Genomic DNA, 24843 nt, shown 5'->3' with positions numbered 1-24843 from the left:
GAGGCTTGCCGTCGTGAGTGCTCCGCAGGCCACCGACCAGATCGTCGCGCCACCACCCACCGAGCCGGGCCGGCTGCACCGTCCGGGGCGCGCGATCGTCGCGCTGGTCGAGGTGCTCGTGGCCGGCCTCGCCGTGTGGGGCGCGTTCTGGGCATGGCCGCACGGCTTCGCGACGATCGCCACGCAGATCGCCGACGGCAGGGTGCTGGAGTCGCAGCGGGTGTTCGGCAACTGGCTCGCGGCCGCGATCGGGTTCGGCACGATCGCCGCGGTACTCGTACTCGACGCGGCGCGGCAGGTGCTTCTCGCGGTGCGGGTCCGGCCCAAGCGCGAGCCCATGCAGGAGACCAGGCAGGAGCCTGTGCAGGAGACGGGGAAGGCGCCGGAGGCCGTGCCGGACGCCGGCTCGGACACGAGGACTGCTGGTGACGACTGAGGTGGAGACGGCCCGGCGGTCCGCGGAGCTGTTCGAGCGGGCGCGAGCGGTCACTCCCGGCGGGGTGAACTCGCCGGTGCGCGCGTTCCAGGCGGTCGGCGGCACCCCGCGGTTCATGGTCCGCGGCGAGGGCCCGTACCTGTACGACGCGGACGGCACGCGTTACGTGGACCTCGTCGCGTCGTGGGGACCGATGATCCACGGCCACGCACACCCCGCGGTGGTCGACGCGGTCCGCTCGGCCGCGACGTCGGGGCTCTCGTTCGGCACGCCGACCGTCGGCGAGGTCGAGCTCGCCGAGGAGCTGGTCGCACGGGTCGGCCCGGTGGCGGCCGTGCGGCTGGTCAACTCCGGCACCGAGGCGACGATGAGCGCGATCCGGCTCGCCCGCGGGTTCACCGGCCGGCGCAAGATCGTGAAGTTCGCCGGCTGCTACCACGGGCACGTGGACGCGCTGCTCGCCGACGCGGGCTCGGGCGTCGCCACGCTCGGCCTGCCGACCACGCCCGGCGTGACCGGCGCGACGGCCGCCGACACGATCGTCCTGCCCTACAACGACCTCGCCGCCGTGCGCGCGGCGTTCGCCGAGCACGGCCCGGACCTCGCCGCGGTGATCACCGAGGCCGCGGCCGGCAACATGGGCGCGATCCCGCCGGAGCCCGGGTTCAACGCGGGCCTGCGCGAGCTGTGCACCGAGCACGGCGCGCTGCTGGTCATGGACGAGGTCATGACCGGCTTCCGGGTCTCCACCGCCGGCTGGTACGGCATCGAGTCCGTGGCGGGCGACCTGTACACCTTCGGCAAGGTCATGTCCGGCGGGCTGCCCGCGGCCGCGTTCGGCGGCCGGGCCGACGTGCTGGCCGCGCTCGCCCCGTCCGGGCCGGTGTACCAGGCCGGCACGCTGTCGGGGAACCCGGTCGCGGTCGCCGCCGGCCTCGCGTCGCTGCGCGCGGCCACGCCCGAGGTGTACACGGCGCTGAACGCGAACGCGACCCGGCTGGGCGCGCTGATCGGCGCCGCGCTGTCCGACGCCGGCGTCGCGCACCGGGTCCAGTTCGCGGGCAACCTGCTGTCGGTGTTCTTCACCGAGTCGCCCGTGACCGGCTACGCGGATGCCAAGGCCGCGCAGACGTGGCGCTTCCCGCCGTTCTTCCACGCGCTGCTGGAGCGCGGCGTGTACGCGCCGCCGTCCGCGTTCGAGGCGTGGTTCGTCAACGCGGCGATGGACGACGCGGTGTTCGACGTCATCGCCGCGGCCCTGCCCGCGGCGGCGGCCGCCGCGGCCGCGGCGACACCCCCCGGGGAGGACCGGTGACGCGCACGATCGTCCACTTGGTACGCCACGGCGAGGTGGAAAACCCGACCGGCGTGCTCTACGGCCGCATGCCCGGCTTCGTGCTCTCCGAGCTGGGCAAGCGGCAGGCGCTGATCGTCGCGGAGCACCTGGCGGGCAACGACCTCACGCACGTGGTCGCCTCGCCGCTGGAGCGCGCGCAGCAGACGGCCGCGCCGATCACCGACTCGCACCGGCTGACGCTGGAGACCGACGAGCGGCTGATCGAGGCGGACAACGTGTTCGAGGGCATGCGGGTCGCCGTCGGGGACGGGGCGCTGCGCTCGCCCCGGCACTGGCCGCGGCTGCGCAACCCGTTCAGGCCGTCGTGGGGCGAGCCGTACATGCAGATCGCGCGGCGGATGCTGGCGGCGGCGTACCGCGCGCGGGCGCGGGCCGAGGGACACGAGGCCGTGTGCGTGTCGCACCAGCTGCCGATCTGGACGTTGCGGCGGTTCCTCGAGGGCAAGCGCCTGTGGCACGACCCGCGGCGGCGGCAGTGCTCGCTGGCGTCGCTGACGTCGCTGGAGTTCGACGACGAGCGGCTGGTCGCCATCCGCTACACCGAGCCGGCGGGCGCGTCGAGCCCGAAGGTGACCGGCGCATGAGGCGGCCGCTCGCCGCTCTCGCGCTGCTGCTCCTCCTCGCCGGTTGCTCGACGGGCACGGACGCGGTCGAGCGGGGCACGGAGTTCCAGTTCGTGTCGCCGGGCGGGAAGACGGAGATCTTCTACGACGGCGCCGACAGGCAGCAGGCCCCGCCGCTGTCGGGCCAGGCCCTGATGTCCGACGGCACCGTGTCGACGGCCGACTACCAGGGCAAGGTCGTCGTGCTCAACCTGTGGGGCGCGTGGTGCCCGCCGTGCCGGGTCGAGGCGCCGGAGCTGGAGAAGGTCTTCAAGCAGCGCCAGGCCGACGGCGTGACGGTCCTGGGCATCGACGTCCGCGACGAGAACCGCACCGCACCGCAGGACTTCGTCCGCGACACGGGCCTGACCTACCCGTCGATCTACGACCCGCCGGGCCGCTCGCTGCTGGCCTGGAAGGGCTACCCCCGCTCGGTCGTCCCGTCGACGATCGTGCTGGACAAGCAGCACCGCGTGGCCGCGGTCTACCTCCGCGACCTCCTGGCGTCCGACCTCCTCCCGGTGGTCGACCGCCTGACCGCCGAGCGGTAACCCCGCGAGTCCAACGCCCGGACCCCGCGAGTCCAACGGTCCCGCCTGTCGCGAATGTAGGACTCACCCGACGCGAACGTTGGACTCGCGGGTGTGGTGGCGCACATGCTCGGGGAGGCGGCGTCGGCGCAGGTGAGGTGGATGCCTACCCTGAGGCCGTGGACCCCACCGCGCTCGCCGTCGACGGGCCGCTGCTCGTGGCCAGCGGCGTGGCGTTGCTGGCCGGGGTCGTCTCGTTCGCCTCGCCGTGCGTGGTGCCGCTCGTGCCCGGCTACCTCGCCTACCTCGCCGCACTCGTCGGGGCCGACGCGCCGCCGGTCAAGGTGACCGCGGGCGCGCCGAGCGAGGAACCCGAGCCGAAAGCCGCCGGGCGCTGGCGGGTCGTCGGTGCCGTGGGGCTGTTCGTCGCCGGGTTCACCGTCGTCTTCGCCGGCACCATCGGCAGCCTGGTCTGGCTCGCCGACGCCCTGCTCGTCAACGAGGACCTCCTGCAACGCGTCGGCGGTGTGCTCACCATCGCCATGGCGCTCGTCTTCATCGGGCTCGTGCCAGGGCTACAGCGCGACGTACGCATCCACCGCGTGCCCCGCATCGGCCTGGCCGGCGCGCCCGTGCTCGGCGCGATCTTCGGGCTCGGCTGGACACCGTGCCTCGGTCCTACCCTGTCCGGCGTCCTGATCATCGCGAGCAGTACCGGCGGCACGGCCGCGCGCGGCTTCCTGCTCGTGCTGGTCTACTGCCTCGGCCTCGGCCTGCCGTTCCTCGTCATCGCCCTGGGTGCGCGCTGGACGGTCCGCACGAGCGGCTGGCTGCGCCGGCACAGCCGCGCCATCCAGCTCGCCGGCGGCGGCCTGCTGTTCGTCGTCGGCGTCCTGCTCGTCACGGGGCTGTGGGGCGAGCTCACCTCGTGGCTGCGGGACGCCGTCGTCACCGACACGGTGTTGCCCCTATGACCGCGCTGCTGCGCAACACCTGGCGCGGCCTCACCTCGATGCGCACGGCGCTCGTCCTGCTGTTCCTGCTCGCCCTCGCGGCGCTGCCCGGCGCGCTCCTGCCGCAGCGCAGCCTCAACTCCGGCAAGGTCGACCAGTTCATCGCCGACAACGGCTGGTGGGGCGAGCTGCTGGACCGCCTCGGGTTCTTCGCCGTCTACAGCAGCGTCTGGTTCTCCGCGGTCTACCTGCTGCTGTTCGTCTCCCTCGTCGGCTGCCTGACCCCGCGCACCTTCGAGTACGCGAAATCCCTGCGCGCCAGGCCGGTCCTCACCCCGCGCAACCTCACCCGCCTGCCCCACCACGCCGAGGGCGAGACCGCGCGCACCCCCGTCGACGTGATCACCGCGGCCGGGAACCGGCTCAAGGGCTGGCGGCTGGAGGTCCGCGAGGAGGACGGCGGCGCGCGCAGCATCTCCGCCGAGCGCGGGTTCCTGCGCGAGACCGGCAACCTCGTCTTCCACTTCGCCATGCTCGGCCTGATCGTCGCGCTGGCCATCGGGAAGATGTTCAACTACGAGGGCCAGGTCGTCGTGCTCGCGAACGGCTCGGAGTTCTGCAACTCCGGCACGTTCGCCTACGACTCGTTCACCCCGGGCCTGCGCGTCGACGGCACCGACCTCGACGAGTTCTGCGTCAAGGTCGACGACTTCACCGCGCACTACCTGCCGAGCGGCCAGGCCGACTACTTCCGCGCGGACATCGGCTACCAGGCCGGGGCCGATCTCACGAGCGGCACCTGGCGGCCCTACCCGCTCGAGGTCAACAGCCCGCTGCGCATCGAGGGCGACCGCGTCTACCTCCTCGGCAACGGCTACGCGCCGGTGTTCTCCGTGACGTTCCCGGGCGGTGAGAAGCGCACGAACACCACGCAGTGGCGCACCGTCGACGGTCTCACCCACCTGGCCCAGGGCGCCACGAAGTTCGACCCGCCCGGGATCAGCGACCCGGCCGAGCGGCGCAAGAAGCAGCTCGCGATCACCGGCCTGTTCGCGCCGACCGCGGTCCTGCACGACGGCGCCCTGACCTCCGCCTACCCCGACCTCAACGACCCGGCCGTCGCGGTCGACGTGCTGCGCGGCGACCTCGGCAACGAGTCCGGCCGCGGCCAGTCGATCTACGAGGTCGACCAGTCCATGGTGGACAGCGGACGGCTGAAGAGCGTGGCGCGGGCGAACCTGCGGCCGGGCCAGGAGCTCAAGCTCGACGACGGCACCGTGATCCGCTTCGACGGTGTGCAGTCCTGGGTGTACCTGCAGGTCTCGCACGACCCGGCGCAGGTGTGGGTGCTCGGCTTCGCGATCGTGCTCGTACTGGGCCTCGGCACCTCGCTCGTCGTCAAGCGCCGCCGGCTCTGGGTGCGCGCGACCCCGGCGACCGGGGAAAACGCCGACGGTCGTACCGTGGTCGTGCTCGGCGGCCTCGCGCGCACCGACCAGGCCGGCTACGGCGAGGAGTTCCAGCGGTTCGCCGCCGGCCTGCTGGCCGAGCTGGCACCGGACGGCGGCGACGAGGACCCCGCCAAGCAGGACGTCGCCGCGGGGAGGGAGACCTGATGCGGGTCGACGAGACGCTGTCCCGGTACAGCGACTGGACCTACGCCGCGGCCGTCGGGGTGTACGTCCTCGCGCTGCTGTTCTCCCTCGTCGAGCAGGCCTTCGGGCGCCGAGTGCGCCCGGTGGCCGCACGCGAGCTCGTCGGCGCGGGCGCGCCGGCCGAGACGCCCGCCGAGACCACCGCCGAGACGACCACCGAGACGCCAACCGGGCCGCCTGGCGACGAGCAGGCCCGCACGGAGGCCGATGACCAGGACCGGCGCAGCCGCGCGGAACGGTTCGGCCGCATGTCCGTCTCGCTGATCGTGCTGGGCGCGGTGCTGCACTTCGCCGCGCTCGCCCTGCGCGGGCTCGCCACCGGGCGGGTCCCGTGGGGCAACATGTACGAGTTCGGCGCCACGCTGAGCCTCGCCGCGGTCGTCACGTGGCTGGTGCTGCTGCGCCGCTTCCCGATCCGGCGGCTGTCCGTGTGGCTGCTGCTGCCCGTGGTCGTGCTGATGTTCCTCGGCGGCGTCGTCCTCTACACGACGGCCGCGCCCGTGCAGCCCGCGCTGCAGTCCTACTGGCTCGCGATCCACGTGCTCGCCGTCGCGCTGGGCAGCGGCATGGTGCTGGTGCCCGGTGTGGTGAGCGTGCTGTACCTGATCAAGGTCTACCGGCCGCAGTGGGCCACGCGGCTGCCGGACGCCCAGGTGCTGGACCAGGTCGCCTACCGCACGACGGTGTTCGCGTTCCCCATCTACACCGCCGGCGTGATCTTCGGGGCGATCTGGGCCGAGTCGGCGTGGGGCCGATTCTGGGGCTGGGACCCCAAGGAGACGGTCGCGTTCGTCGCGTGGGTCGTCTACGCCGCCTACCTCCACTCGCGGGCGACCGCGGGCTGGCGCGGCGGCCGGGCGGCCGCGATCAACATCGTCGGCTTCGCCGTGATGATCTTCAACCTGTTCTTCATCAACCTGGTCGTCGCCGGTCTACATTCGTATGCGGGTGGCTGACCTGGTTTGTTGGACATTTACCGACCTCATTAGTACCCTCCTCCGCCGGGGTCCGTAAGTGTTCGGCCGTCCGGCCGAACACGCAGAGCCAGGAGGGTGTGTCTTGAGTTACGCGGCAACCTACGGTAACCGCGATCGGGTGCCGGTGGACCGAGTGCTGCGACGGGAGGGACACCCCCTCGGGGTACGGCGTTACTACGAGGACCCCGCGGACGAGGCGGTCGCCAGCGACACGAGTAAGAAGTGGACGTTCGGCGTCGCGGCCGGCGCGCTGCTCGTGGCCGGCACCTTCGCCGCCGGCGCGCTCGGCCTGAACGGCTCCACGCTGCCGGTCGCCGACCAGAGCGCCCCCGAGCACGCGCCCGCGGCGCCCGGCCACGGTCCCAACGGTTCCGACGGCGGCCCCGGTGACATCGGCACGCCGGCGGTGGCCGCACCGCCGCACGGCGGCCACGACCCGGACGCCGCGGCCGCTAAGCAGGCCGCCGCGGCCGAGCGCGGCAGCGTCGCCGCGAGCGGGCAGCAGGGCAGCGGCGCGACCGGTGCCGGTGGCACCGCCGACGCGCACGGCGCGGGCAGCGCGCAGGCCGCGCCGGCGAACCCCGCCCCGGCGCCCGCACCGGCCCCTGCTCCGGCACCGGCACAGCCCGCACCACAGCCCGGTCCGGTCGAGAAGGTCGTCAAACCGGTGACGGACACCGTCGGTGACGTCACGCAGCCGGTCACCGACACCGTCGGCGGCATCCTCTCCCCGGTCACCGGGGCCCTCAGCGGCGGCGGCGAGCAGCCGGCCATGACCATGATCAACCCGCTGGGTGACCTGCTGGGCGGCTAGCGGCGACGAGCCTGACGCGGCCCTGGTCGAGCCCGTGGTTGCTGGTGCGAACGCCAGCAACCCCCGTGTCGACGCCGTAGCTCGGCAACGACTACCGTCGGCGGGCGAGGGCACGGGGGCAGCGTTATCAGGAGGATCCCAGCGTGAGCGGTCGTGAAGGCGAGCCGGATGTAGCCGGCGCCGGCCAGGAACCGGCTACCCAGCACGACTTCGCGTGGATGGTGCCCGCGGTGGAACCGGCCGGCCACGCGGCGGATGGCAACAACGACGACTTCGGCCCGCGGCCGGGCGTCTCGGCGCTCGACGCGGAAGCGCGCACCGCGTCCGCACCGCACCCCGAACCGGTCGTCTCCCAGTACGCCGAACCGGCTGTCCCGCAGTACGCCGAACCGCAGCCGTCGGGCCCGCTGCCCCGGCCGTACGTGGACCAGATGCCGACGGGTACGCAGCCCGGCCAGTACGTGGAGCCTGCGCCGTCGGGTCCGCAGGCCCAGCCGCAGCTCTTCGTGGACCCGGTCGCGTCCGGGCCGCAACCGAGCCAGCACGTCGAGCCGCAGCCCTCGGGTCCACAGCCGGTGCCGCAGCTGTTCACCGACCCGCTCGCCGCGCGGCCACACGTGGACCCGGCTCCGTCGGGCCCGCAGCCACACGTCGACCCCAACGCCTCCGGCCCGCAGCACTACGCCGACCCGTCGGCGCCCGGCCCGCGCGGCCCGTTCGCCGGGCAGCCCGCACCCGGCCAGGGCCAGGCCTACCCGCAGGTCGGCTACCCGCCGTACCAGCAGGCGCAGCACCCGAGGCAGCGCACGCACGCCGACGAGCTGTCCTCGGCCAAGCTGATCAAGCAGACCAAGCGGCCGCCGCAGTCCGGCTGGCGCCGGGCGGTCTTCGTGGCCACCGGCCACATGGTCAACGTCGGCGAGAGCCCGGCGGACGTCCGCCGGCGCGAGCTGATCACGCGCGTCAACCAGCCGCTGCGCGGGTGCTACAAGATCGCGATGCTGAGCCTCAAGGGCGGCGTCGGCAAGACCACGACGACCACGACGCTCGGCTCGACGTTCGCGTCGCTGCGCGGTGACCGGGTCATCGCGGTCGACGCCAACCCCGACCGCGGCACGCTGAGCCAGAAGATCCCGCTGGAGACCACGGCGACCGTGCGGCACCTGCTGCGCGACGCGGACCGGATCCGCCGCTACTCCGACATCCGCGCGTACACCTCGCAGGGCCCGAGCCGGCTCGAGGTGCTCGCGAGCGACCAGGACCCGGCAGTCTCGGAGGCGTTCAGCGAGGACGACTACCGGCGCACGGTGGCGCTGCTCGAGCACTTCTACAACATCGTGCTCACCGACTGCGGCACCGGCCTCATGCACTCGGCGATGAAGGGTGTGCTCGACATCGCGGACTCGCTCGTGATCGTGTCGTCCGGCTCGGTGGACGGCGCCCGCAGCGCCTCGGCCACGCTCGACTGGCTCGACGTGCACGGCTACCGCGACCTGGTCGCGCGTTCCGTGGCGGTGATCAACTCGGTGCGCCCGCGGGCCGGCTCGGTCGACCAGGACAAGCTGGCCCAGCACTTCGGCGCCCGGTGCCGTGCGGTCTGCCGCATCCCGTTCGACCCGCACCTCGAGGAGGGCGCGGAGATCGAGCTGGACCGGCTGGGCCCGCCCACCCGGCTCGCGCTGCTCGAGCTGGCGGCGACCGTGGCGGACGGGTTCCCGAGCGAGTTCTACTACATGCGCTGATCAGGCCGGCGGCGTGCCGTCCGGGTCGGCCGGCGGCGGCTTCTGCTGGCCGAGCTTGCGCAGGAAATCCGGATCGTCGTCGGGCGCGAGCGGGCCTTGGCGGCCGCGGGTCGGCCGGGTCGTGGAGCGCTCGCGTACCTCGGCTGGGTTCGACACGAACGCCCGCCACAGCAGCACGGCGACACAGACGGCGCCGATCGCGGCGAGCAGGTAGAGCATCGTGCACCTCCCGAGAGTCCTGCTGTCGAGGTTAACCCGTTTGTCCCGTTTTCGGGCGCTCGGGGGGTGAACGGTGCGTCATGGTCGTCGGGCCGGCTGTCGGGTCGTTATCCGTTGGCCTTATCCGTTGGCCTTCGTGGCCTCGGTGGTGAGCTCGGCGAGCAGGGTCTTGACCTCGGACTCCCGGAAGCGCCGGTGCCCACCCGGGGTCCGGATGGAGCCGATCCGGCCGGCCGTCGCCCAGCGCGTGACGGTCTTCGGGTCGACCCGGAACAAGGCCGCGACCTCGCCCGGGGTCAGCAGGCGCTCGCCGACATGTGCAGCAGTCACCATGTCCTCCTCAGGTGTGCTGGATCCGGACGTGCCAATCGTGTCACTTCGCCCGTCGGGTACTCGAACGGTTGTCTGATGGTAAAGAGGTAGTAAGGGACAAATCGGCCGGTTCGGGCAGCGGTGGCCGGGCGCTAGAGTGCCTCGGTGGACAGCGTCGATCGCCGGATCATCGCCGCGCTGCGGGAGAACGGCCGGGCAACGTACGCCGAGCTCGGCAGGCAGGTCGGGCTCTCCGCGTCGGCCGTGCACGAGCGGGTGGGCAAGCTCGAGAACACCGGCGTGATCACCGGCTACCACGCGGTCGTCAACCCGAGCGCGGTCGGCCTCGGGGTCACCGCGCTGATCGGCATCCACTCCACCGACACCGCGGACGACGACGACGTCGCGGACTCGCTGGGCCTGCTGTCGGAGGTCGAGTCGTGCTACCGCGTGGCGGGCGACGAGTCGTTCGTGGTCAAGGTCCGGGTGGCGACCGTCGACGACCTCGAGCACACGCTGGGCCGGCTGCGGCGCATCGACGGCGTGGCGCGGACGCGCACGACGCTGGTGCTGTCGACCCGCTTCGAGGGCCGACCGAACACCTCGGAGGTCGAGGATGCGGGCGAGTAGCGTCACCGACGTGAGTGACCACCTGGGTCGTGACCTGACCCTCTACACGCTGGCCCGGCTCGGCCTGGTGGCGGTGGTGACCGTCGTGCTGGTGCTGTTCAAGGTGCCGCTGCTGGTGGCGCTCGCGGTCGCGATCGTGGTCGGCCTCCCGCTCGGGATCCTCCTGTTCCGCCCGCTGAACCGGCGGGTCACCGCCGCCCTCGCCGAACGCGGCGCGCGGCGGGGGGAGACGCGCACCCGGCTGCGGGCGGAGCTGCGCGGCGAGGATCCGCCGGAAGTGCCGTGACGGGCGTCGTGCCGGCCGTCGACCGGTCCAGCGAGACGAACCGGACGTGGGTGTGCGAGGCCGTACGGATCATCGAGGCGGACGCGAACCGCAGCGCGGACACGCACCTGATCCCGTTCCCGCTGCCGCCTGAGTGGCACGTCGAGCTGTACCTGAAGGACGAGTCGACGCACCCGACCGGCTCGCTGAAGCACCGGCTCGCCCGCTCGCTCTTCCTCTACGCGCTGTGCAACGGCTGGATCGTCGAGGGCACGCCGGTGATCGAGGCGTCGTCGGGCTCGACCGCGGTGTCCGAGGCGTACTTCGCCCGGATGCTGGGGCTGCCGTTCATCGCGGTGATGCCGCGCACGACGTCGGCGGAGAAGGTCGAGCTGATCGAGCACCAGGGCGGGCGCTGCCACTTCGTCGACGAGCCGAGCCAGCTGTACAAGGAGTCGCACCGGCTCGCGGTCGAGCTGGACGGCCACTTCATGGACCAGTTCACACACGCCGAGCGGGCCACGGACTGGCGTGGCAACAACAACATCGCGGAGTCGATCTTCTCCCAGATGGCGCTCGAGCCGCACCCCGAGCCGGAGTGGGTCGTGGTCGGCGCGGGCACCGGCGGCACGAGCGCGACGATCGGCCGCTACGTCCGGTACCGGCAGCTGCGCACGCGGCTCGCGGTCGTCGACCCGGAGCACTCGGTGTTCTTCACCGCCTGGCGCGACGACGATCCCGAGCTGACGTCCTGCCACGGCTCGCGGATCGAGGGCATCGGCCGGCCGCGCGTGGAGCCGTCGTTCATCGGCGAGGTGATCGATCGGATGATCAAGGTGCCGGACGCGTGCTCGCTGGCCGCGATTCGGGCCGTGGCGCCGGTGCTGGGCCGCCGGGTGGGCGGCTCGACGGGCACGAACCTGTGGGGCGCGTTCCAGCTCGTGGCGCAGATGCGCGCCGCGGGCCGGCCGGGCAGCATCGTCACCCTCCTCTGCGACGACGGCGACCGCTACGCGCACACGTACTTTTCCGACGAGTGGCTCGCCGCGCAGGGCCTGGACCTCACCGCTCCGTGCGCCGTGGTGGAGTCCTTCCTCGCGACGGGCGTGTGGGCCTAGCTCAGCGCGAGCGCGCCGGCCGCCAGTACCGCCCACGCCAGCATCGCCAGCGCCGTGTCCCGCAGGACCGGGATCAGCGCGAGCCCGTCGCGGCCGCGCGCGACGATCCGTACCGCCGGTACCACGACGACGGCCGCGAGGAGGGCCAGCAGCAGCCAAGGCGTGCCGACCGCGGCCACGAGCGTGACGACGAACGGGAGCGCGACGAGTCCGAAGTAGAGCGTGCGGGTCCGGCGATCTCCCAGGCGTACGGCCAGGGTGCGTTTGCCGGTCGCCCGGTCGGTCGGCACGTCGCGCAGGTTGTTCGCCACCAGCACGGCCGCCGAGAACGAACCCAGCGCGACCGCCCCCGCGACCCCGGCCCACGTGATCGCGCCGGCCTGCACGTACTCGGTGCCCAGCACGGCGACCAGTCCGAAGAAGACGAACACGGCCACCTCGCCCCAGCCCGAGTAGCCGTACGGCCGCGAGCCGCCCGTGTAGAACCAGGCACCCGCGATGCACACCGCCCCGACGGCGAGCAGCCACCAGTGCCCGGTCAGCGCGACCAGGACCAGCCCGGCCACCCCGGCGACCGCGAAGCAGACCAGCGCCGCCGTGCGGACGGATGCCGCCGTGGCCACACCCGAACCGACGAGCCGCAGCGGGCCGACCCGTGCGGAATCGGTGCCGCGGATGCCGTCGGAGTAGTCGTTGGCGTAGTTCACCCCGACCTGCAGCGACAGCGCCACGACGAGCGCGAGAAGCGACGCCCACCAGCTGAACCGGTCGACCGCCGCCGCCGCGCCGGCGCCGACGAGCACGGGGGCGACGGAGTTCGGCAGGGTGCGGATCCGCGCCCCCTCGATCCATTCCGCTGCGGATGCGCTCATACGAACATCATCCAGGGCGGGCCGGGCAGACCCGCCGCGAGGGCGCCGGCCGGCCTCGCGGCGGCTCTCGCCTACCGCGTGCTGAGCAGCTCGCGGACCGCGGACCGGTCGACCTTGCCCGGACCGTGCAGGGGCAGCGTGTCCACGAAGCGCACGAGCTTGGGCACGGCCGGGCCGCCGAGCGCGGTCCGGACCGCCTCGCGGAGGTCGTCCGGGTGCGGCGGCTCGCCGTCGGGCACGATCGCCGCCGCCACGAGCTGGCCCCACTCGGCGGACGGCAGGTCGACGACGCAGGCCTCGGCGACGCCGGGCTGCGCGGCGAGCACGGCCTCGACCGCGGCCGGCGCGACCTTCACGCCGCCGGTGTTGATCACGAAGTCGGCCCGGCCGTGGATCTCCAGCGTGCCGTCCTCGTGCAGCACGCCGAGGTCGGTGGTCCGGAACCAGCCACCGGCGAAAGCGTTTGCGGTGGCCGCCGGGTCGAGCCGGTAGCCGCTCGCGAGCACCGGCCCGCCGAGCTCGACCACGCCGCCGGTGATCCGCACCCGCACGCCGTCGAGTGGCACGCCGTCGTAGACGCAGCCGCCGCACGTCTCGGACATGCCGTACGTGGTGACGACCCGGACGCCCTCGGCCCGGGCCTTCTCGAGCAGCGGCGCCGGGGCCGCGGCACCGCCGACGAGCACGGCGTCGAACGTGCGCAGCGCGTCGAGGTAGCCGCCCGCCAGCATCCGCGAGAGCTGGGTGGGCACGAGCGAGGTGTACCGGCGCGGTGCGGCAAGAGTTTGCGCCGCCTCCGCGAACCGCCGCGCGAACGGCTGCCCCCGGCGGACGGCCCGCGGCTCGAAGCCCGCCAGCAGCGACCGGACGAGCACCTGGATTCCCGCGACGTGCTGGGCCGGGAGCGCGAGCAGCCACTGCCCGGGGCCGCCCAGCCGGGCGTGGGTCGCGGCCGCGGAGGCCCGCAGCGCGGCGGCCGGGAGCAGCACGCCCTTGGCGTCCCCGGTCGACCCGGACGTGGCGACGACGACCGCCGTGCCGGGCTCGGCCGGCCGCTCGGGCGCGAGCCGCGTGCGCAGGTCGGCGAGCCGCGGGTCGCTCCCGGCGAGCGGAAGGACCGCGGGCCCGCCGTCGCGCGCGGCCCGCAACGCCTCGGCCAGCTCCGGCACGCCGCCCGGCCCGTCGACCAAGATCTCCCGCACACCGTCGATTGTCGTACCGCACGCGCACGGCCGGCGCATCACCCGGCTTCTATGATGTCCGATGTGGACGTGGAGCGCCGGGAAGCGTTGTGGGTCAAGGTGAACGGCGCTATGACGTGGCCGGCCGCCGCTCAGTAGTAGTGCGGGAAGGGTGACCAGTCGGGTGGGCGCTTCTCCAGGAAGGCGTCCCGGCCCTCGACCGCCTCGTCGGTCATGTACGCGAGCCGCGTGGTCTCGCCGGCGAACAGCTGCTGGCCCACCAGGCCGTCGTCGATCAGGTTGAACGCGTATTTCAGCATGCGGCGCGCGGTCGGCGACTTGCCGTTGATCTCGCGCGCCCACTCCAGGGCGGTCTCCTCGAGCGACGCGTGCGGCACGACCGCGTTCACCGCGCCCATCCGGTGCATGTCCGTCGCCGAGTACGCCCGGCCCAGGAAGAACACCTCGCGCGCGAACTTCTGGCCGATCTGGCGCGCCAGGTACGCCGAGCCGTACCCGCCGTCGAAGCTGCCCACGTCCGCGTCGGTCTGCTTGAAACGCGCGTGCTCGGCCGACGCCAGCGTGAGGTCACACGTCACGTGCAGGCTGTGCCCGCCGCCGGCCGCCCAGCCGGGCACGACCGCGATCACGACCTTCGGCATGAACCGGATGAGCCGCTGGCACTCCAGGATGTGCAGGCGCCCGGCCCGCGCGGGGTCGACCGTCGACGCCGTCTCGCCCGACGCGTACTGGTAGCCCGTCCGCCCGCGGATCCGCTGGTCGCCGCCCGAGCAGAACGCCCACCCGCCGTCGCGCGGGGACGGGCCGTTGCCGGTCAGCAGCACGACGCCCACGTCCGAGCTCATCCGCGCGTGGTCGAGCGCCCGGTACAGCTCGTCGACCGTGTGCGGGCGGAACGCGTTGCGCACCTCCGGCCGGTCGAACGCGATCCGCACCGCGCCGGTGTCCACGGCCCGGTGGTAGGTGATGTCGGTGAAGTCGAACCCCTCGACGACCCGCCAGGCCGACGGGTCGAACAGCTCGGAAACAGCCACGCCGGGAGCATAGGCGCCGGACCGGCGTGCGAAGCTGGCCAGGTGAACCCGTCCACCGCGCAGGCCGGCGTGATCGTCGACGAGCTCGTCCGCAACGACGTGCGGCATGTCGTGCTCACCCCGGGCTCGCGGAACGCGGCGCTGGCGATGGCCCTGCACGACGCGGCCGAGCACGGCCGGCTCGCCCTGCACGTGCGGATCGACGAGCGCTCCGCCGGGTTCCTCGCGCTCGGCCTGACCAAGGGCGGCGGCCGCCCCGCGGCGGTGGTGTGCACGTCCGGCACGGCCGCGGCGAACCTGCACCCGGCGGTGCTCGAGGCGTACCACTCGGGCGCCGGCCTGCTGACGATCACCGCCGACCGGCCGCCGGAGCTGCACGGCACGGGCGCGAACCAGACCATCGACCAGCGCGGGCTGTTCGGCCCGGCCGCGGTCGCCGTCGAGTTCCCGATCGCCGAGCGCCGGGAGGGGCAGAACCAGGTGTGGCGCGGCCTCGTGTGCCGCGCGGTCGCGCAGGCCGAGCACGGCCGGCCGGTGCAGCTCAACGTCCCGTTCCGGGAGCCGCTGGTGCCGACGTTCGAGCCGCGCTGGCCCGAGCCACTCGACGGCCGGCCGGAGGGGCTGCGCTGGACGACATCCGCGGCGCCGGTCCTCATGCCCGGCAGCCGCGTGGACTTCCCGCTGCCGGCCCGCACGCTGGTGGTGTTCGGCAGCGGCCGGGATGACCGGGCGCGCGCGGCGGCGACCGTCGCGGCGACGGCCGGGTGGCCCGCGGTGGCCGAGCCGTCCGGGCTCGCGGCCGCGGCCGGCGGCGGGGCGACCGTGCTGCGGTGCGGCGCGCTGCTGCTGTCGGCCGGCGAGCTGCCACCCGCGCTGCGGCCCGACGCCGTGGTCGTCGTCGGCCGGCCGACGCTCTCCCGCGGGGTGCGCGGCCTGATGGGCCGGGTGCCGGTGTACGGCATCGGCGATCATCCACAGTGGACAGATCCGCAGTACGTGGCCACCCACGTGCGCGGCTGGCTCGACCTCGACGACATGTCCCATGTGGACGATGTGGATCCGGGGTGGCTGCCGGCCTGGACGGGCGCGGACGCGAGCGCGACGACGGTCGTGGAGAAGCTGCTGGGCGAGGAGTCCTGGCCGACCGGCCTGCAGCTCGCCGCCGACGTGGTCGAGGCGCTGCCGGCCGGGGCGACGCTGTTCCTCGGCTCGTCGAACCCCGTCCGCGACGTCGACCTCGTCGCCGAGCCGCGCGCGGACCTGCGCGTGCAGGCCAACCGGGGCGTGGCCGGCATCGACGGCAACGTGTCCACGGCGGCCGGCGTGGCGCTGGCGCAGGACGGTCCGGCGTACGCGCTGATCGGTGACCTGACCCTGCTGCACGACCTGAACGGCCTGCTCGTGGGCCCGCCGGAGCGCCGCCCGGACCTGACCGTGGTGGTGCACAACGACGACGGCGGCGGGATCTTCACGCTGCTCGAGCAGGGCGCGGCGGAGTACCAGCGCGGCTTCGAGCGCGTGTTCGGCACCCCGCACGGTGCCGACCTGGCCGCGCTGTGCGCCGGCTACCGGGTGCCGCACACGCTGGTGACCGACCGCGCGCAGCTGCGCGACGCACTCGCGCCGGCGGAGGGCCTGCGGGTGGTCGAGGTCCGGTCCAACCGCGCGCTGCTGCGCGACCTGCACGCCCGCCTGCGCGCCGCGGTCGCCGACGCGCTGCGCTGATCCCCGCCTTACGAACCTAACGGCCGCCGGTGGCGGAGCGTAGCTTCACGGTGACTGGGGAGGAGAATCGTCATGCGCACGCTCGTGATCGCAACCCTGCTCGCATTCGCGCCCGCACCCGCCGCGGACACCGTCGGCGCACCGGGCATCGGCGACGCGTACTACCCGCTCGACGGCAACGGCGGCTACGACGTCACCCACTACGACCTCCGGCTGAGCTACCAGCCGTTGACCGACGAGCTCTGGGGCACCACCACGGTCCTCGCGACCGCGACGCAGGACCTGACGCGGTTCGACCTCGACTTCCTCCTGCGTACGTCGGCGGTCCGGGTGAACAACGCACCGGCACGCTTCGTGTCCCAAGAGGACGGTGAACTCGTGGTCACGCCGGCCACGCGGATCGCGAAGGGCGACCGGATGGTCATCGCGGTCACCTACCGGGACAAGCCGAGCACCCATGAGCGCTACGGCTTCACCGCCTGGTGGTGGACGCCCACCCTCACCCGCGGGCTCGGCGAACCGCACATCGCGCCGTGGTGGTACCCGGCCAACGACCACCCGCGCGACAAGGCCACCTACGACGTCTCCGTCGCCGTACCGGATGGCAAGGAGGTGATCTCGAACGGCACGCTCGCCGGCACGCGGCGCCAGCCGGGCGGCTGGGTGCGGTGGAACTGGCGCAGCACCAGTCCGCAGGGCCCGTACCAGACCTCCCTGCTCGTCGGGGACTTCGACATCGTCCGGCGGACGCTGCCCGACGGCCGGGCGTTCATCAACGCCTACGACACGAGCATCCCCAACCGGACGGACGCGGAGGCGCTCATCGACCGCACACCCGAGATCGTCGCCTGGGAGTCGAGCGTGTTCGGCGACTACCCGTTCGACGCCATGGGCGGCACGGTCACCCCCTGCTGCGACGGCCTGGAGAACCAGACGCGGCCCACGTACGGCGCCGACCTCGCGCCGGTCGGGCCGGGCGTGGTCGTGCACGAGATGGCGCACATGTGGTTCGGCGACTCCGTGTCGCTACACGACTGGCGCGACATCTGGCTGAACGAGGGCTTCGCGACCTACGCGGAGTGGCTGTGGTCCGAGCACACGGGCGCGGCCACCGCGGCGCAGCGCGCGCGGGAGACCTACGACGGCTATCCGGCCAAAGACCCGTTCTGGCAGACGATCGTCGCCGACCCGGGCGAGAGGGACCTGTTCGCGTCGTCCGTGTACGAGCGTGGCGCGCTGGCCCTGCACGCGCTGCGCGCCGCGGTCGGCGACACGACGTTCTTCCGCATCCTGCGGACCTGGGCCGCCACGCACGAGGGCGGCGTCGCCACCACCGGCGAGTTCATTGAGCTTGCCGAGCGGCTGGCCGGGCGCGACCTCGGCACGCTGTTCCACACCTGGCTCGAGGTCCCCACGAAGCCGCGAACCCTGCCCTAGCAAACGAAACCGGGCCTCCCGCCACAAGGCGGGAGGCCCGGCTCCGTCAGCTCGGGTCGGCGGTTACTTCGTGCCGATCCGGATCTTCATCGAGGTGCCGCTCTCCGACTGCACCTTGATCGTCGTACCGGTCTTCGGCAGCAGCAGGCCCGCGTTGGGCTGCTCCTCGTACCAGTACTTCTTGGTGTCGTCGAACAGCGGGACGGCGTTCTGGCCGCGCACGTAGCTCGGCTTGCCGTTCACGTCCAGCGTGAACGACGGCGCCTTGTGCAGCGAGAACGTCGCGTCGTAGCCCGCGATCCGCTCGCGCCACGGCTGGCCCTCCAGGTTGTAGATCGGCGCGGGGTGCGCGTCGACCGGGAGGATCAGGCCGGTGCCCGGGTGCTCGCTCGTGTTGTTGTCCGGCTGGGACGTGTCCCAGTACCAGACGCCGAGACCCGTGTCGTACGGGAAGTGCTGCACCCAGTCCGGCTTGGCCGGGTCGCCGAAGTTGTACGGCCCGGTCTTCATGTACTGGTCGTACGACTCGTACGTGCGGTTCGACGCGATGTAGAACTGGTCGAACGGCAGCGTCTCCGTCTGCTGGGCGGTCCGGAAACCGTTCAGCGTCCAGCCGTTGTCGCCGTTCTCCGCGCCGTCGGTGAACAGCGGCTGGCCGTCCGCGACGACGGAGATCTCGTCGGCGAAGAAGCCCGGAGGCGCCACGCCACCGTCGGTCTTGTACCGGAACCGCAGCTGCACGGTCTGGCCGGCGTAGGCGTCCAGCGGCACGTTCATGTCGAGCCACTGGTTGTCGGAGCTGCCCGTGATCGCCGGGTCGTTGTTCGAGTCCTTGCCGAACGGGTTCCCGCCGACCGTGCCGTCGAGCGACGTCCACGTCTCGCCGCCGTCGGTCGACACCTGGGTGTACAGGTAGTCGAAGTCGGCCTCGATGTCGTAGCGCGCCTTGAGCGTCAGGGCCGCCGAGGTCTTGCCGGTCAGGTCCACCTCGCGAGCCATCGTGTTGTCGAGGTCGTCACCGCTGGTCGACCACCACTGGTTCTCGCCGGCGAACGGCTTGCCGTAGTCGAACGTGACGTCCTTGTCGGGCAGCACCACCACGACACCCTGCGGCTTGGCCGAGTTGTACTCGTGCGGGCCGAGGTTGAGCGTCTTGGTCTGGCCGGAGACGACGGTCTCGTAGTCGAGCCAGCCGAGCTGCAGCTTCGACCACGGGTCCATGTCGTTGACCCGCGAGCCGAGCACCTCGCCCGGACCGGACACCCGCTGCTGGGCCATCAGGGACCACCAGTTGATGCTGTTGCTGCCGCCGCCGGAGGTGTCGTACAGGTCCGGCAGGCCGAGGTCGTGGCCGTACTCGTGGCAGAACACGCCGAGGCCGCCGTTCTCCGGCTGCATCGTGTAGTCGCCGACCCAGAGGCCGGTGTCGCCGACCTGCGTGCCGCCCTGCAGGTTCCCGCTCGGGCCGGTCGCGGTGCCCGGGAAGACGAAGCTGCGGTGGCTCCACGCGGCGTCCTCGCCGTAGATCGGGTCGCCGTCGGCCTGGTCGCCACCGGCGTGCACGATCTGGAAGTGGTCGAGGTAGCCGTCCGGCTCGTCGAAGTTGCCGTCGCCGTCGAAGTCGTTGCGGTCCCACACGTCGTACTGCGCGAGGTCCGCCTTGACCTCAGCCGCCGTCCGGCCGGCCGCGATCTGGCTGTCGTACCAGGCGCTCACGCCGTCCTGGATGAGGTTGTACGAGTTGTTGCAGACGTTGCTGCCGCAGGGGAAGCCGTTGGACCGGCCGTACCGCGCCTCGTTGTACTTGACCTTGACCCAGTCGCTGACCTCGCCGTCCACCGAGTACCGGCCGGAGGACTGCTTCTCGTAGTAGTTCTTGACCGAGTCGACGTTCGGGTCGTCCGAGAAGTACAGGTCCTGGTAGTGCTGACGGCTGTAGTCCGCCTGCCAGATGGTCGAGTTGTCCTTCGACCGGTCCGGCTCGGGGATCTGGTTGTGCAGCGGGCCATCGAAGGTCTGCGGGCCCGGCGTGTCAGGGTCGGTGTCCTGGTCGGGGTAGTCCGGGTGACGCTCGTTGCCGAACTCCACCAGCACGACGAAGATCTTGTCGGTCTTCTCCCGCGCCAGCTCGACGTACTGGTCGACCTGGCCGCCCTTGGCCTTGTTCTTCGACTTGGCGGCGGCCTTCTTGCCCATCTTCACGACGACGCTGTCGCCGCGCTTCTCTGCCTTGCGCTTGCCCGAGAGGACGTCGGCCAGCGCTTCCTTGCGCATGTCGCGGCGCTTCTCCTCGGCGGGGCTGGGCAGGTCGTCGACGCCCGTCGCCTCCGCGGTGCTCTGCGGGTTGACCGGCGGTGCCGCCTGCGCCCCCGTCACTAATGCGGTCAGCCCGGCCGCCACCATGGCGACGCTCGTGAGACCGACAAGGATTCTTCGTTGCAACGCGTCCTCCATGGATCGCTCTAGAAAGCGCAGGCCACCCGGCCGGTTGGCCTCAACGCGATGGGGGATCTTACGTAAGGTGAATTTCCGGCGGGACCCGACGAAAGGACTAATCCAAACGGGTTACTTCTGCAAAGGTGATCCACTTTGGTCTCTAGCTGCGAACCCGTTGCGGTGGCCCACTCCGGGCGTTGCCGAACCGTGACGAACGGCGGGCGGATAGGCTCGGTTCGTGGTGCAGCAGGTGACCAACCACCGGGCGGACCGGCGCCGGCTGATCGGCCGGATCGCCGCCAGGTCGCTGCTCGCCCTCGGCGGGATCATCACGTTTCTCGGCGTCGTGCTCGTGGTCGCCGCGTGGACCGAGGACGTGGCGATCGACCGCGACACCGGCTACGCGAACGCCGAGGTCGTCGCCGACTCCTTCACGCGGACGCTGGTCCGTTTCTACACACCGGACGGCGCCGAGCACATCCCGCAGACCGGCGTGCTCTACCCGGCCGGGCTTAACGTGGGCGACGTGGTCGAGGTCGAGTACCGCCAGGACAACCCGGAGATCGTGCGCGTCGCCGGCCGCGGCGCGGTCGTCACGCTGCTGCCGGTCGGCCTGACGCTGCTCGCGGTGTGGGCCGTGCTGGTCCCCTCGATCTGGGCGCTGCGGCGGGTCCGCCCCGAGCGGACCGAGCCGCCCGCCCCGGATGTGTTGTGACACTCGTCTAAATTTCGAGCATTCACGTGTAACATCGGGTCGTGGACCTGGAGCAGGAGTTCGACCGCGTAGTCGGATCCGAGCAACGCATCGAGCCGCGGGACTGGATGCCCGACGGCTACCGCAAGACGCTCATCCGGCAGATCGCGCAGCACGCGCACTCCGAGATCATCGGCATGCAGCCCGAGGCGAACTGGATCAGCCGCGCGCCGTCGCTGCGCCGCAAGGCGATCCTGCTGGCCAAGGTGCAGGACGAGGCCGGTCACGGGCTCTACCTGTACGCGGCCACCGAGACACTCGGCGCCGACCGGGAGGACCTCACCACGAAGCTCGTCGAGGGCCGGCAGAAGTACTCCTCGATCTTCAACTACCCGACGCTGAACTTCGCCGACGTCGGCGTCATCGGCTGGCTCGTGGACGGCGCGGCCATCTGCAACCAGGTCCCGCTGTGCCGCACCTCCTACGGCCCGTACGCGCGCGCGATGATCCGCATCTGCAAGGAGGAGTCCTTCCACCAGCGGCAGGGCTACGAGCTGCTGATGACGATGATGCGCGGCACGCAGGCGCAGCGGCGCATGGTCCAGGACGCCGTCGACCGCTGGTGGTGGCCGTCGCTGATGATGTTCGGCCCGTCGGACGAGGCGTCGTCCAACACCGCGCAGTCGATGGCCTGGCGGATCAAGCGGCACACCAACGACGAGCTGCGCCAGAAGTTCGTCGACATGACCGTCCCGCAGGCCGAGGCGCTGGGCGTGACGCTGCCCGACCCGGCGCTGGCGTGGAACGCCGAGCGCGAGCACTACGACTTCGGCGAGATCGACTGGGACGAGTTCTGGCAGGTCGTCGGCGGCAACGGGCCGACGAGCAGGCAACGCGTCGCGCACCGGCGCAAGGCGCACGAGGACGGCGCCTGGGTACGCGAGGCGGCCGCGGCCTACGCGCGGAAGCAGGCCGCCGAGAAAGAGCACGTCGCATGAGCGCCGCAGCAGCCGTGCGGCTCCCGGCCGCACCGATATTCCGGGGAGGCGGAACGGCATGACCCAGCCCCGGTCGGCCTGGCCGCTCTACGAGGTGTTCGTGCGCGGCAAGCGCGGCCTCAACCACGTCCACGTCGGCTCGCTGCACGCGCCCGACGACGAGATGGCGCTGCGCAACGCGCGCGACCTGTACACCCGGCGCAACGAGGGCGTGAGCATCTGGGTCGTGCGCGCCGACGCGATCACCGCGTCCTCGCCGGACGAGAAGGACCCCTTCTTCGCGCCGAGCGGGGACAAGGTCTACCGGCACCCGACGTTCTACTCCATCCCGGAAGACGTCCCGCACCTATGAGCCGCGCCGACGTACTTTTCGCCGCGGAGGCGCCATGAGCTTCGACAACGCCTACGAGGCGATCACCGAGGAGAACGACGACCGGCACTGGGCGTTCGGCACCGGCTTCGACGACCCGCTGGCCGGCGTGGACCGTGCCCTCCCGTCCCATGTGGACTCGGCCGACCTCGTGGCGTACTGCCTGATGCTCGCCGACGACGCGCTGGTCCTGTCCCAGCGGCTCACCGAGTGGTGCTCGCGCGCGCCCGAGCTCGAGGAGGACGTGGCGCTCGCCAACATCGCGCTCGACCTGCTCGGCCAGGCGCGGCTGCTGCTGTCGCGGGCCGGCGAGGTCGAGGGCGCAGGCCGCGACGAGGACGCGCTCGCGTACCTGCGCGACGAGCACGAGTTCCGCAACGTGCGGCTCGTCGAAGTCGACTGCGGGCCGGGCCCGGGTGGCGACTTCGCGGCGACGATCGCGCGGCTGCTGGTGTTCTCGACGTGGCGGCTGGCGGTCTTCGAGCAGCTGGCGTCGTCGGTCGACCCGGTGCTCGCGGCGATCGCGGCGAAGGGCGTGAAGGAGCTGGCCTACCACCGCGACCACGCCGCGCAGTGGACGCTGCGGCTCGCGGGCGGCACGGAGTACTCGCGGGACCGGATGGTCGCGGGACTGGCGAAGGTGTGGCCGCTCGTGCCGGAGCTGTTCACCACGCACGCGGTCGAGGAGCGGCTGCCGGGCGTGGCTGCCGACCCGGCCACCGTGCGGTCCGAAGTGGACGCCGTGCTGGACCAGGTGTTCGCCGCGGCCGGGCTCGAGCGGCCGGACGTGCCGGCGATGGCCGCGGTCGCGGGGCGGACCGGGCGCGACGGCGTGCACACCGAGGCGCTCGGCTACCTGCTCGCGGAGATGCAGCACCTGGCCCGCTCGCTGCCGGGGGCCGTGTGGTGAGCGAACAGCAGGGCGGTGGCGCGCGGGCGGTCGCGGAGTCGGTCCTCGACCCCGAGCTGCCGGTCCTGACGCTGGCCGACCTCGGCGTGCTGCGGTCGGTGTCCGAGGCCGGCGGCCGCGTGGTCGTCGAGATCACGCCGACGTACAGCGGCTGCCCGGCGCTGGAGGAGATGCGCGCGGACCTGCGCCGGCGGCTCGGGGCCGCGGGCTACCGCGAGGTCGAGGTGCGCACGGTGCTCAGCCCCGCGTGGACGACGGACTGGATCAGCGAGGACGGCCGGCGCAAGCTCGCCGAGCACGGCATCGCACCGCCGTCGCGGGTCGGCACGCGCTCCGGCCCGATCCCGCTGCGGCTGTCGCCGCCGGTGTCGCGGGTGCGCTGTCCGCGGTGCGGCTCGGCGGACACGACCGAGCTGTCCCGGTTCTCGGCGACCGCGTGCAAGGCGTTGCGCCGCTGCGAGTCCTGCCGGGAGCCGTTCGAGCACGTCAAGGAGATCTGAGGTGGTCGCGACCTTCCACCCGCTGCCCGTGGCCCGGGTCGACCGGCTGTGCGCGGACGCGGTCGCGGTGACGTTCGCGGTCCCGCACGAGCTGCGCAAGGAGTTCGCGTTCAAGCCGGGGCAGTACCTGACGCTGCGGCAGGACCTGGACGGCGTTGAGGAGCGGCGGTCGTACTCGATCTGCGCGCCGCCGTCCGCGCCGCCGCGGATCGGGGTCCGGCGGGTGGACGGCGGGCTGTTCTCGACGCGGCTCGTCGACGAGCTGCGGCCGGGCGACGTGCTCGACGTGCTGCCGCCGCTCGGCCGGTTCACGCCGGACCTGACGAAGCGCGGCCAGCACCACGTGTTCGTCGCGGCGGGGTCGGGGATCACGCCGGTGCTGTCGATCATGTCGGCGGTGCTGGAGGCCGGCGGCCGGGCCACGTTGCTGTACGGCAACCGCCGCACGGACACGGTCATGTTCGGCGACGAGCTGGCGGACCTGAAGGACCGGTACGCGGCGCGGCTGGCGCTGGTGCACGTGCTGTCGCGCGAGCCGCGGGACGTGGCGCTGTTCTCCGGCCGGCTGGACGCGGCCAAGCTGTCGGCACTGCTGGACACGATCGTGCCGACGTCCGATGTGGACCACTGGTGGCTCTGCGGTCCGTTCGGCATGCTGACCGACGCCGACGCCGTGCTCGCCGACCACGGCGTGCCCCGCGAGCGGATCCACCGGGAGCTGTTCTACGTAGACGAGCCCCCGCCGCCCCTGGAGCGCCCCGACGAGTCCGTGGTGGACGGTCCGGCCGCGTCGGTGACGCTGGTCCTCGACGGCCGCGAGACGACGCTCGCCCTGCCCGCGGACACCCCGATCCTGGACGCCGCGCAGCGCGTGCGGGCGGACCTGCCGTTCGCGTGCAAGGGCGGCGTGTGCGGGACCTGCCGGGCGAAGGTGACGTCGGGCAAGGTCGAGATGCGCCGCAACTACGCGCTGGAACCGCACGAGCTGGCGGCGGGCTTCGTCCTCACCTGCCAGGCCCTGCCCCGCTCCGAAGCGGTGACGGTGGACTACGACG

The 24843-nt window shown here is 72.5% G+C and carries 26 protein-coding genes; 20 read left to right on the top strand and 6 right to left on the bottom strand.

Annotation, left to right across the window (positions count from 1 at the left end):
- The first annotated feature begins 13 nt into the window (after positions 1-13).
- The 9 genes from VH969_RS08105 (at position 14) to VH969_RS08065 (ending at position 9066) form a co-directional block, all read left to right on the top strand.
- Positions 14-436, top strand: a complete 423-nt coding sequence (locus VH969_RS08105) for a hypothetical protein (protein WP_331972850.1) — start codon at positions 14-16, stop codon at positions 434-436.
- A complete protein-coding gene (hemL, locus tag VH969_RS08100; protein ID WP_331972848.1) occupies positions 426-1751 on the top strand; it encodes a glutamate-1-semialdehyde 2,1-aminomutase in 1326 nt (441 codons plus the stop codon). The genes VH969_RS08105 and hemL overlap by 11 nt, the downstream gene beginning before the upstream one ends.
- Positions 1748-2377 carry a histidine phosphatase family protein gene (locus tag VH969_RS08095; protein WP_331972846.1) on the top strand — a complete coding sequence of 210 codons (630 nt, stop codon included), beginning with the start codon at positions 1748-1750 and terminating at the stop codon, positions 2375-2377. The genes hemL and VH969_RS08095 overlap by 4 nt, the downstream gene beginning before the upstream one ends.
- Positions 2374-2946: a TlpA family protein disulfide reductase gene (locus tag VH969_RS08090; RefSeq protein WP_331972844.1), complete on the top strand. Its 573-nt coding sequence runs from the start codon at positions 2374-2376 to the stop codon at positions 2944-2946. Before VH969_RS08095 ends, VH969_RS08090 begins: the two co-directional genes overlap by 4 nt.
- Positions 2947-3104: 158 nt before the next feature.
- Complete coding sequence (locus VH969_RS08085) at positions 3105-3899, top strand: cytochrome c biogenesis CcdA family protein (protein WP_331972842.1); 795 nt, start codon at positions 3105-3107, stop codon at positions 3897-3899.
- A complete protein-coding gene (gene resB / locus VH969_RS08080; RefSeq protein WP_331972840.1) occupies positions 3896-5494 on the top strand; it encodes a cytochrome c biogenesis protein ResB in 1599 nt (532 codons plus the stop codon). The genes VH969_RS08085 and resB overlap by 4 nt, the downstream gene beginning before the upstream one ends.
- Entirely contained in the window at positions 5494-6489 is a 996-nt protein-coding gene (gene ccsB / locus VH969_RS08075; protein ID WP_331972838.1) for a c-type cytochrome biogenesis protein CcsB, read from the top strand. Before resB ends, ccsB begins: the two co-directional genes overlap by 1 nt.
- Positions 6490-6643: 154 nt before the next feature.
- Entirely contained in the window at positions 6644-7324 is a 681-nt protein-coding gene (locus VH969_RS08070) for a hypothetical protein (RefSeq protein WP_331972836.1), read from the top strand.
- 143 nt (positions 7325-7467) lie between these two features.
- A complete protein-coding gene (locus tag VH969_RS08065) occupies positions 7468-9066 on the top strand; it encodes a nucleotide-binding protein (RefSeq protein WP_414638436.1) in 1599 nt (532 codons plus the stop codon).
- Here the strand turns inward: VH969_RS08065 and VH969_RS08060 are convergent, their stop codons facing one another.
- Both VH969_RS08060 and VH969_RS08055 read right to left on the bottom strand, forming a co-directional pair.
- The gene (locus VH969_RS08060) at positions 9067-9285 is read right to left on the bottom strand and encodes a hypothetical protein (RefSeq protein WP_331972834.1); all 219 of its coding nucleotides are present in this window, start codon (positions 9283-9285) and stop codon (positions 9067-9069) included. It abuts the gene before it with no gap.
- 120 nt (positions 9286-9405) lie between these two features.
- Positions 9406-9615 (bottom strand): BldC family transcriptional regulator, encoded by a 210-nt coding sequence (locus VH969_RS08055; RefSeq protein WP_331972832.1) that lies wholly within the window; start codon positions 9613-9615, stop codon positions 9406-9408.
- A gap of 147 nt (positions 9616-9762) precedes the next feature.
- Here VH969_RS08055 and VH969_RS08050 point away from each other — a divergent pair, with 147 nt between their 5' ends.
- The 3 genes from VH969_RS08050 to cds1 are packed head-to-tail and all read left to right on the top strand — an operon-like array spanning position 9763 to position 11610.
- Entirely contained in the window at positions 9763-10227 is a 465-nt protein-coding gene (locus VH969_RS08050) for an Lrp/AsnC family transcriptional regulator (protein WP_331972830.1), read from the top strand.
- A gap of 10 nt (positions 10228-10237) precedes the next feature.
- Entirely contained in the window at positions 10238-10513 is a 276-nt protein-coding gene (locus VH969_RS08045) for a DUF4229 domain-containing protein (RefSeq protein ID WP_331972828.1), read from the top strand.
- A complete protein-coding gene (cds1, locus tag VH969_RS08040) occupies positions 10510-11610 on the top strand; it encodes an L-cysteine desulfhydrase Cds1 (RefSeq protein WP_331972826.1) in 1101 nt (366 codons plus the stop codon). Before VH969_RS08045 ends, cds1 begins: the two co-directional genes overlap by 4 nt.
- Here the strand turns inward: cds1 and VH969_RS08035 are convergent.
- The 3 genes from VH969_RS08035 to VH969_RS08025 all read right to left on the bottom strand — a co-directional run bounded on the left by VH969_RS08035 (position 11607) and on the right by VH969_RS08025 (position 14718).
- Positions 11607-12482, bottom strand: a complete 876-nt coding sequence (locus VH969_RS08035) for a 1,4-dihydroxy-2-naphthoate polyprenyltransferase (protein ID WP_331972824.1) — start codon at positions 12480-12482, stop codon at positions 11607-11609. The two genes, cds1 and VH969_RS08035, sit on opposite strands and share 4 nt — an antisense overlap.
- A gap of 71 nt (positions 12483-12553) precedes the next feature.
- The gene (menE, locus tag VH969_RS08030) at positions 12554-13684 is read right to left on the bottom strand and encodes an o-succinylbenzoate--CoA ligase (RefSeq protein ID WP_331972822.1); all 1131 of its coding nucleotides are present in this window, start codon (positions 13682-13684) and stop codon (positions 12554-12556) included.
- Between the two features lie 131 nt (positions 13685-13815).
- Positions 13816-14718 carry a 1,4-dihydroxy-2-naphthoyl-CoA synthase gene (locus VH969_RS08025; protein ID WP_331972820.1) on the bottom strand — a complete coding sequence of 301 codons (903 nt, stop codon included), beginning with the start codon at positions 14716-14718 and terminating at the stop codon, positions 13816-13818.
- Positions 14719-14760: 42 nt separating this feature from the next.
- Here VH969_RS08025 and menD point away from each other — a divergent pair, with 42 nt between their 5' ends.
- Both menD and VH969_RS08015 read left to right on the top strand, forming a co-directional pair.
- Positions 14761-16443 (top strand): 2-succinyl-5-enolpyruvyl-6-hydroxy-3-cyclohexene-1-carboxylic-acid synthase, encoded by a 1683-nt coding sequence (gene menD / locus VH969_RS08020; protein ID WP_331972818.1) that lies wholly within the window; start codon positions 14761-14763, stop codon positions 16441-16443.
- A gap of 72 nt (positions 16444-16515) precedes the next feature.
- The gene (locus VH969_RS08015) at positions 16516-17880 is read left to right on the top strand and encodes a M1 family metallopeptidase (protein ID WP_331972816.1); all 1365 of its coding nucleotides are present in this window, start codon (positions 16516-16518) and stop codon (positions 17878-17880) included.
- A gap of 63 nt (positions 17881-17943) precedes the next feature.
- Here the strand turns inward: VH969_RS08015 and VH969_RS08010 are convergent, their stop codons facing one another.
- A complete protein-coding gene (locus tag VH969_RS08010) occupies positions 17944-20322 on the bottom strand; it encodes an immune inhibitor A domain-containing protein (RefSeq protein ID WP_331972814.1) in 2379 nt (792 codons plus the stop codon).
- A gap of 232 nt (positions 20323-20554) precedes the next feature.
- On the opposite strand from VH969_RS08010, the gene VH969_RS08005 reads away from it, so the two are divergent.
- The 6 genes from VH969_RS08005 to paaE form a co-directional block, all read left to right on the top strand.
- Positions 20555-21031 (top strand): DUF3592 domain-containing protein, encoded by a 477-nt coding sequence (locus VH969_RS08005; RefSeq protein ID WP_331972812.1) that lies wholly within the window; start codon positions 20555-20557, stop codon positions 21029-21031.
- Positions 21032-21072: 41 nt separating this feature from the next.
- The gene (gene paaA, locus VH969_RS08000) at positions 21073-22008 is read left to right on the top strand and encodes a 1,2-phenylacetyl-CoA epoxidase subunit PaaA (RefSeq protein ID WP_331972810.1); all 936 of its coding nucleotides are present in this window, start codon (positions 21073-21075) and stop codon (positions 22006-22008) included.
- Positions 22009-22066: 58 nt separating this feature from the next.
- Positions 22067-22360 carry a 1,2-phenylacetyl-CoA epoxidase subunit PaaB gene (gene paaB, locus VH969_RS07995; protein ID WP_331972808.1) on the top strand — a complete coding sequence of 98 codons (294 nt, stop codon included), beginning with the start codon at positions 22067-22069 and terminating at the stop codon, positions 22358-22360.
- A gap of 34 nt (positions 22361-22394) precedes the next feature.
- Positions 22395-23288 (top strand): 1,2-phenylacetyl-CoA epoxidase subunit PaaC, encoded by an 894-nt coding sequence (gene paaC / locus VH969_RS07990; RefSeq protein ID WP_331972806.1) that lies wholly within the window; start codon positions 22395-22397, stop codon positions 23286-23288.
- Positions 23285-23788 (top strand): 1,2-phenylacetyl-CoA epoxidase subunit PaaD, encoded by a 504-nt coding sequence (gene paaD / locus VH969_RS07985; protein ID WP_331972804.1) that lies wholly within the window; start codon positions 23285-23287, stop codon positions 23786-23788. The genes paaC and paaD overlap by 4 nt, the downstream gene beginning before the upstream one ends.
- Before the next feature lies 1 nt (position 23789).
- Positions 23790-24843, top strand: a 1054-nt coding sequence (gene paaE, locus VH969_RS07980) for a 1,2-phenylacetyl-CoA epoxidase subunit PaaE (protein ID WP_331972802.1), incomplete at its 3' end; no start/stop codon positions are given.

This window comes from Actinophytocola sp. (assembly GCF_036555685.1).
Taxonomy (GTDB): domain Bacteria; phylum Actinomycetota; class Actinomycetes; order Mycobacteriales; family Pseudonocardiaceae; genus Actinophytocola.
The sequence above is the reverse complement of the archived record's forward strand: the minus strand, read 5'-3'. Positions and strand labels throughout refer to the sequence as shown.

Excerpts from the sequence above, each read along its gene's own strand:
- VH969_RS08090 (WP_331972844.1), top strand. The coding sequence starts at position 2,374 with ATGAGGCGGCCGCTCGCCGCTCTCGCGCTGCTGCTCCTCCTCGCCGGT.
- resB (WP_331972840.1), top strand. The coding sequence starts at position 3,896 with ATGACCGCGCTGCTGCGCAACACCTGGCGCGGCCTCACCTCGATGCGC.
- ccsB (WP_331972838.1), top strand. The coding sequence starts at position 5,494 with ATGCGGGTCGACGAGACGCTGTCCCGGTACAGCGACTGGACCTACGCC.
- VH969_RS08060 (WP_331972834.1), bottom strand. The coding sequence starts at position 9,285 with ATGCTCTACCTGCTCGCCGCGATCGGCGCCGTCTGTGTCGCCGTGCTG.
- VH969_RS08035 (WP_331972824.1), bottom strand. The coding sequence starts at position 12,482 with ATGAGCGCATCCGCAGCGGAATGGATCGAGGGGGCGCGGATCCGCACC.
- VH969_RS08015 (WP_331972816.1), top strand. The coding sequence starts at position 16,516 with ATGCGCACGCTCGTGATCGCAACCCTGCTCGCATTCGCGCCCGCACCC.
- paaB (WP_331972808.1), top strand. The coding sequence starts at position 22,067 with ATGACCCAGCCCCGGTCGGCCTGGCCGCTCTACGAGGTGTTCGTGCGC.
- paaC (WP_331972806.1), top strand. The coding sequence starts at position 22,395 with ATGAGCTTCGACAACGCCTACGAGGCGATCACCGAGGAGAACGACGAC.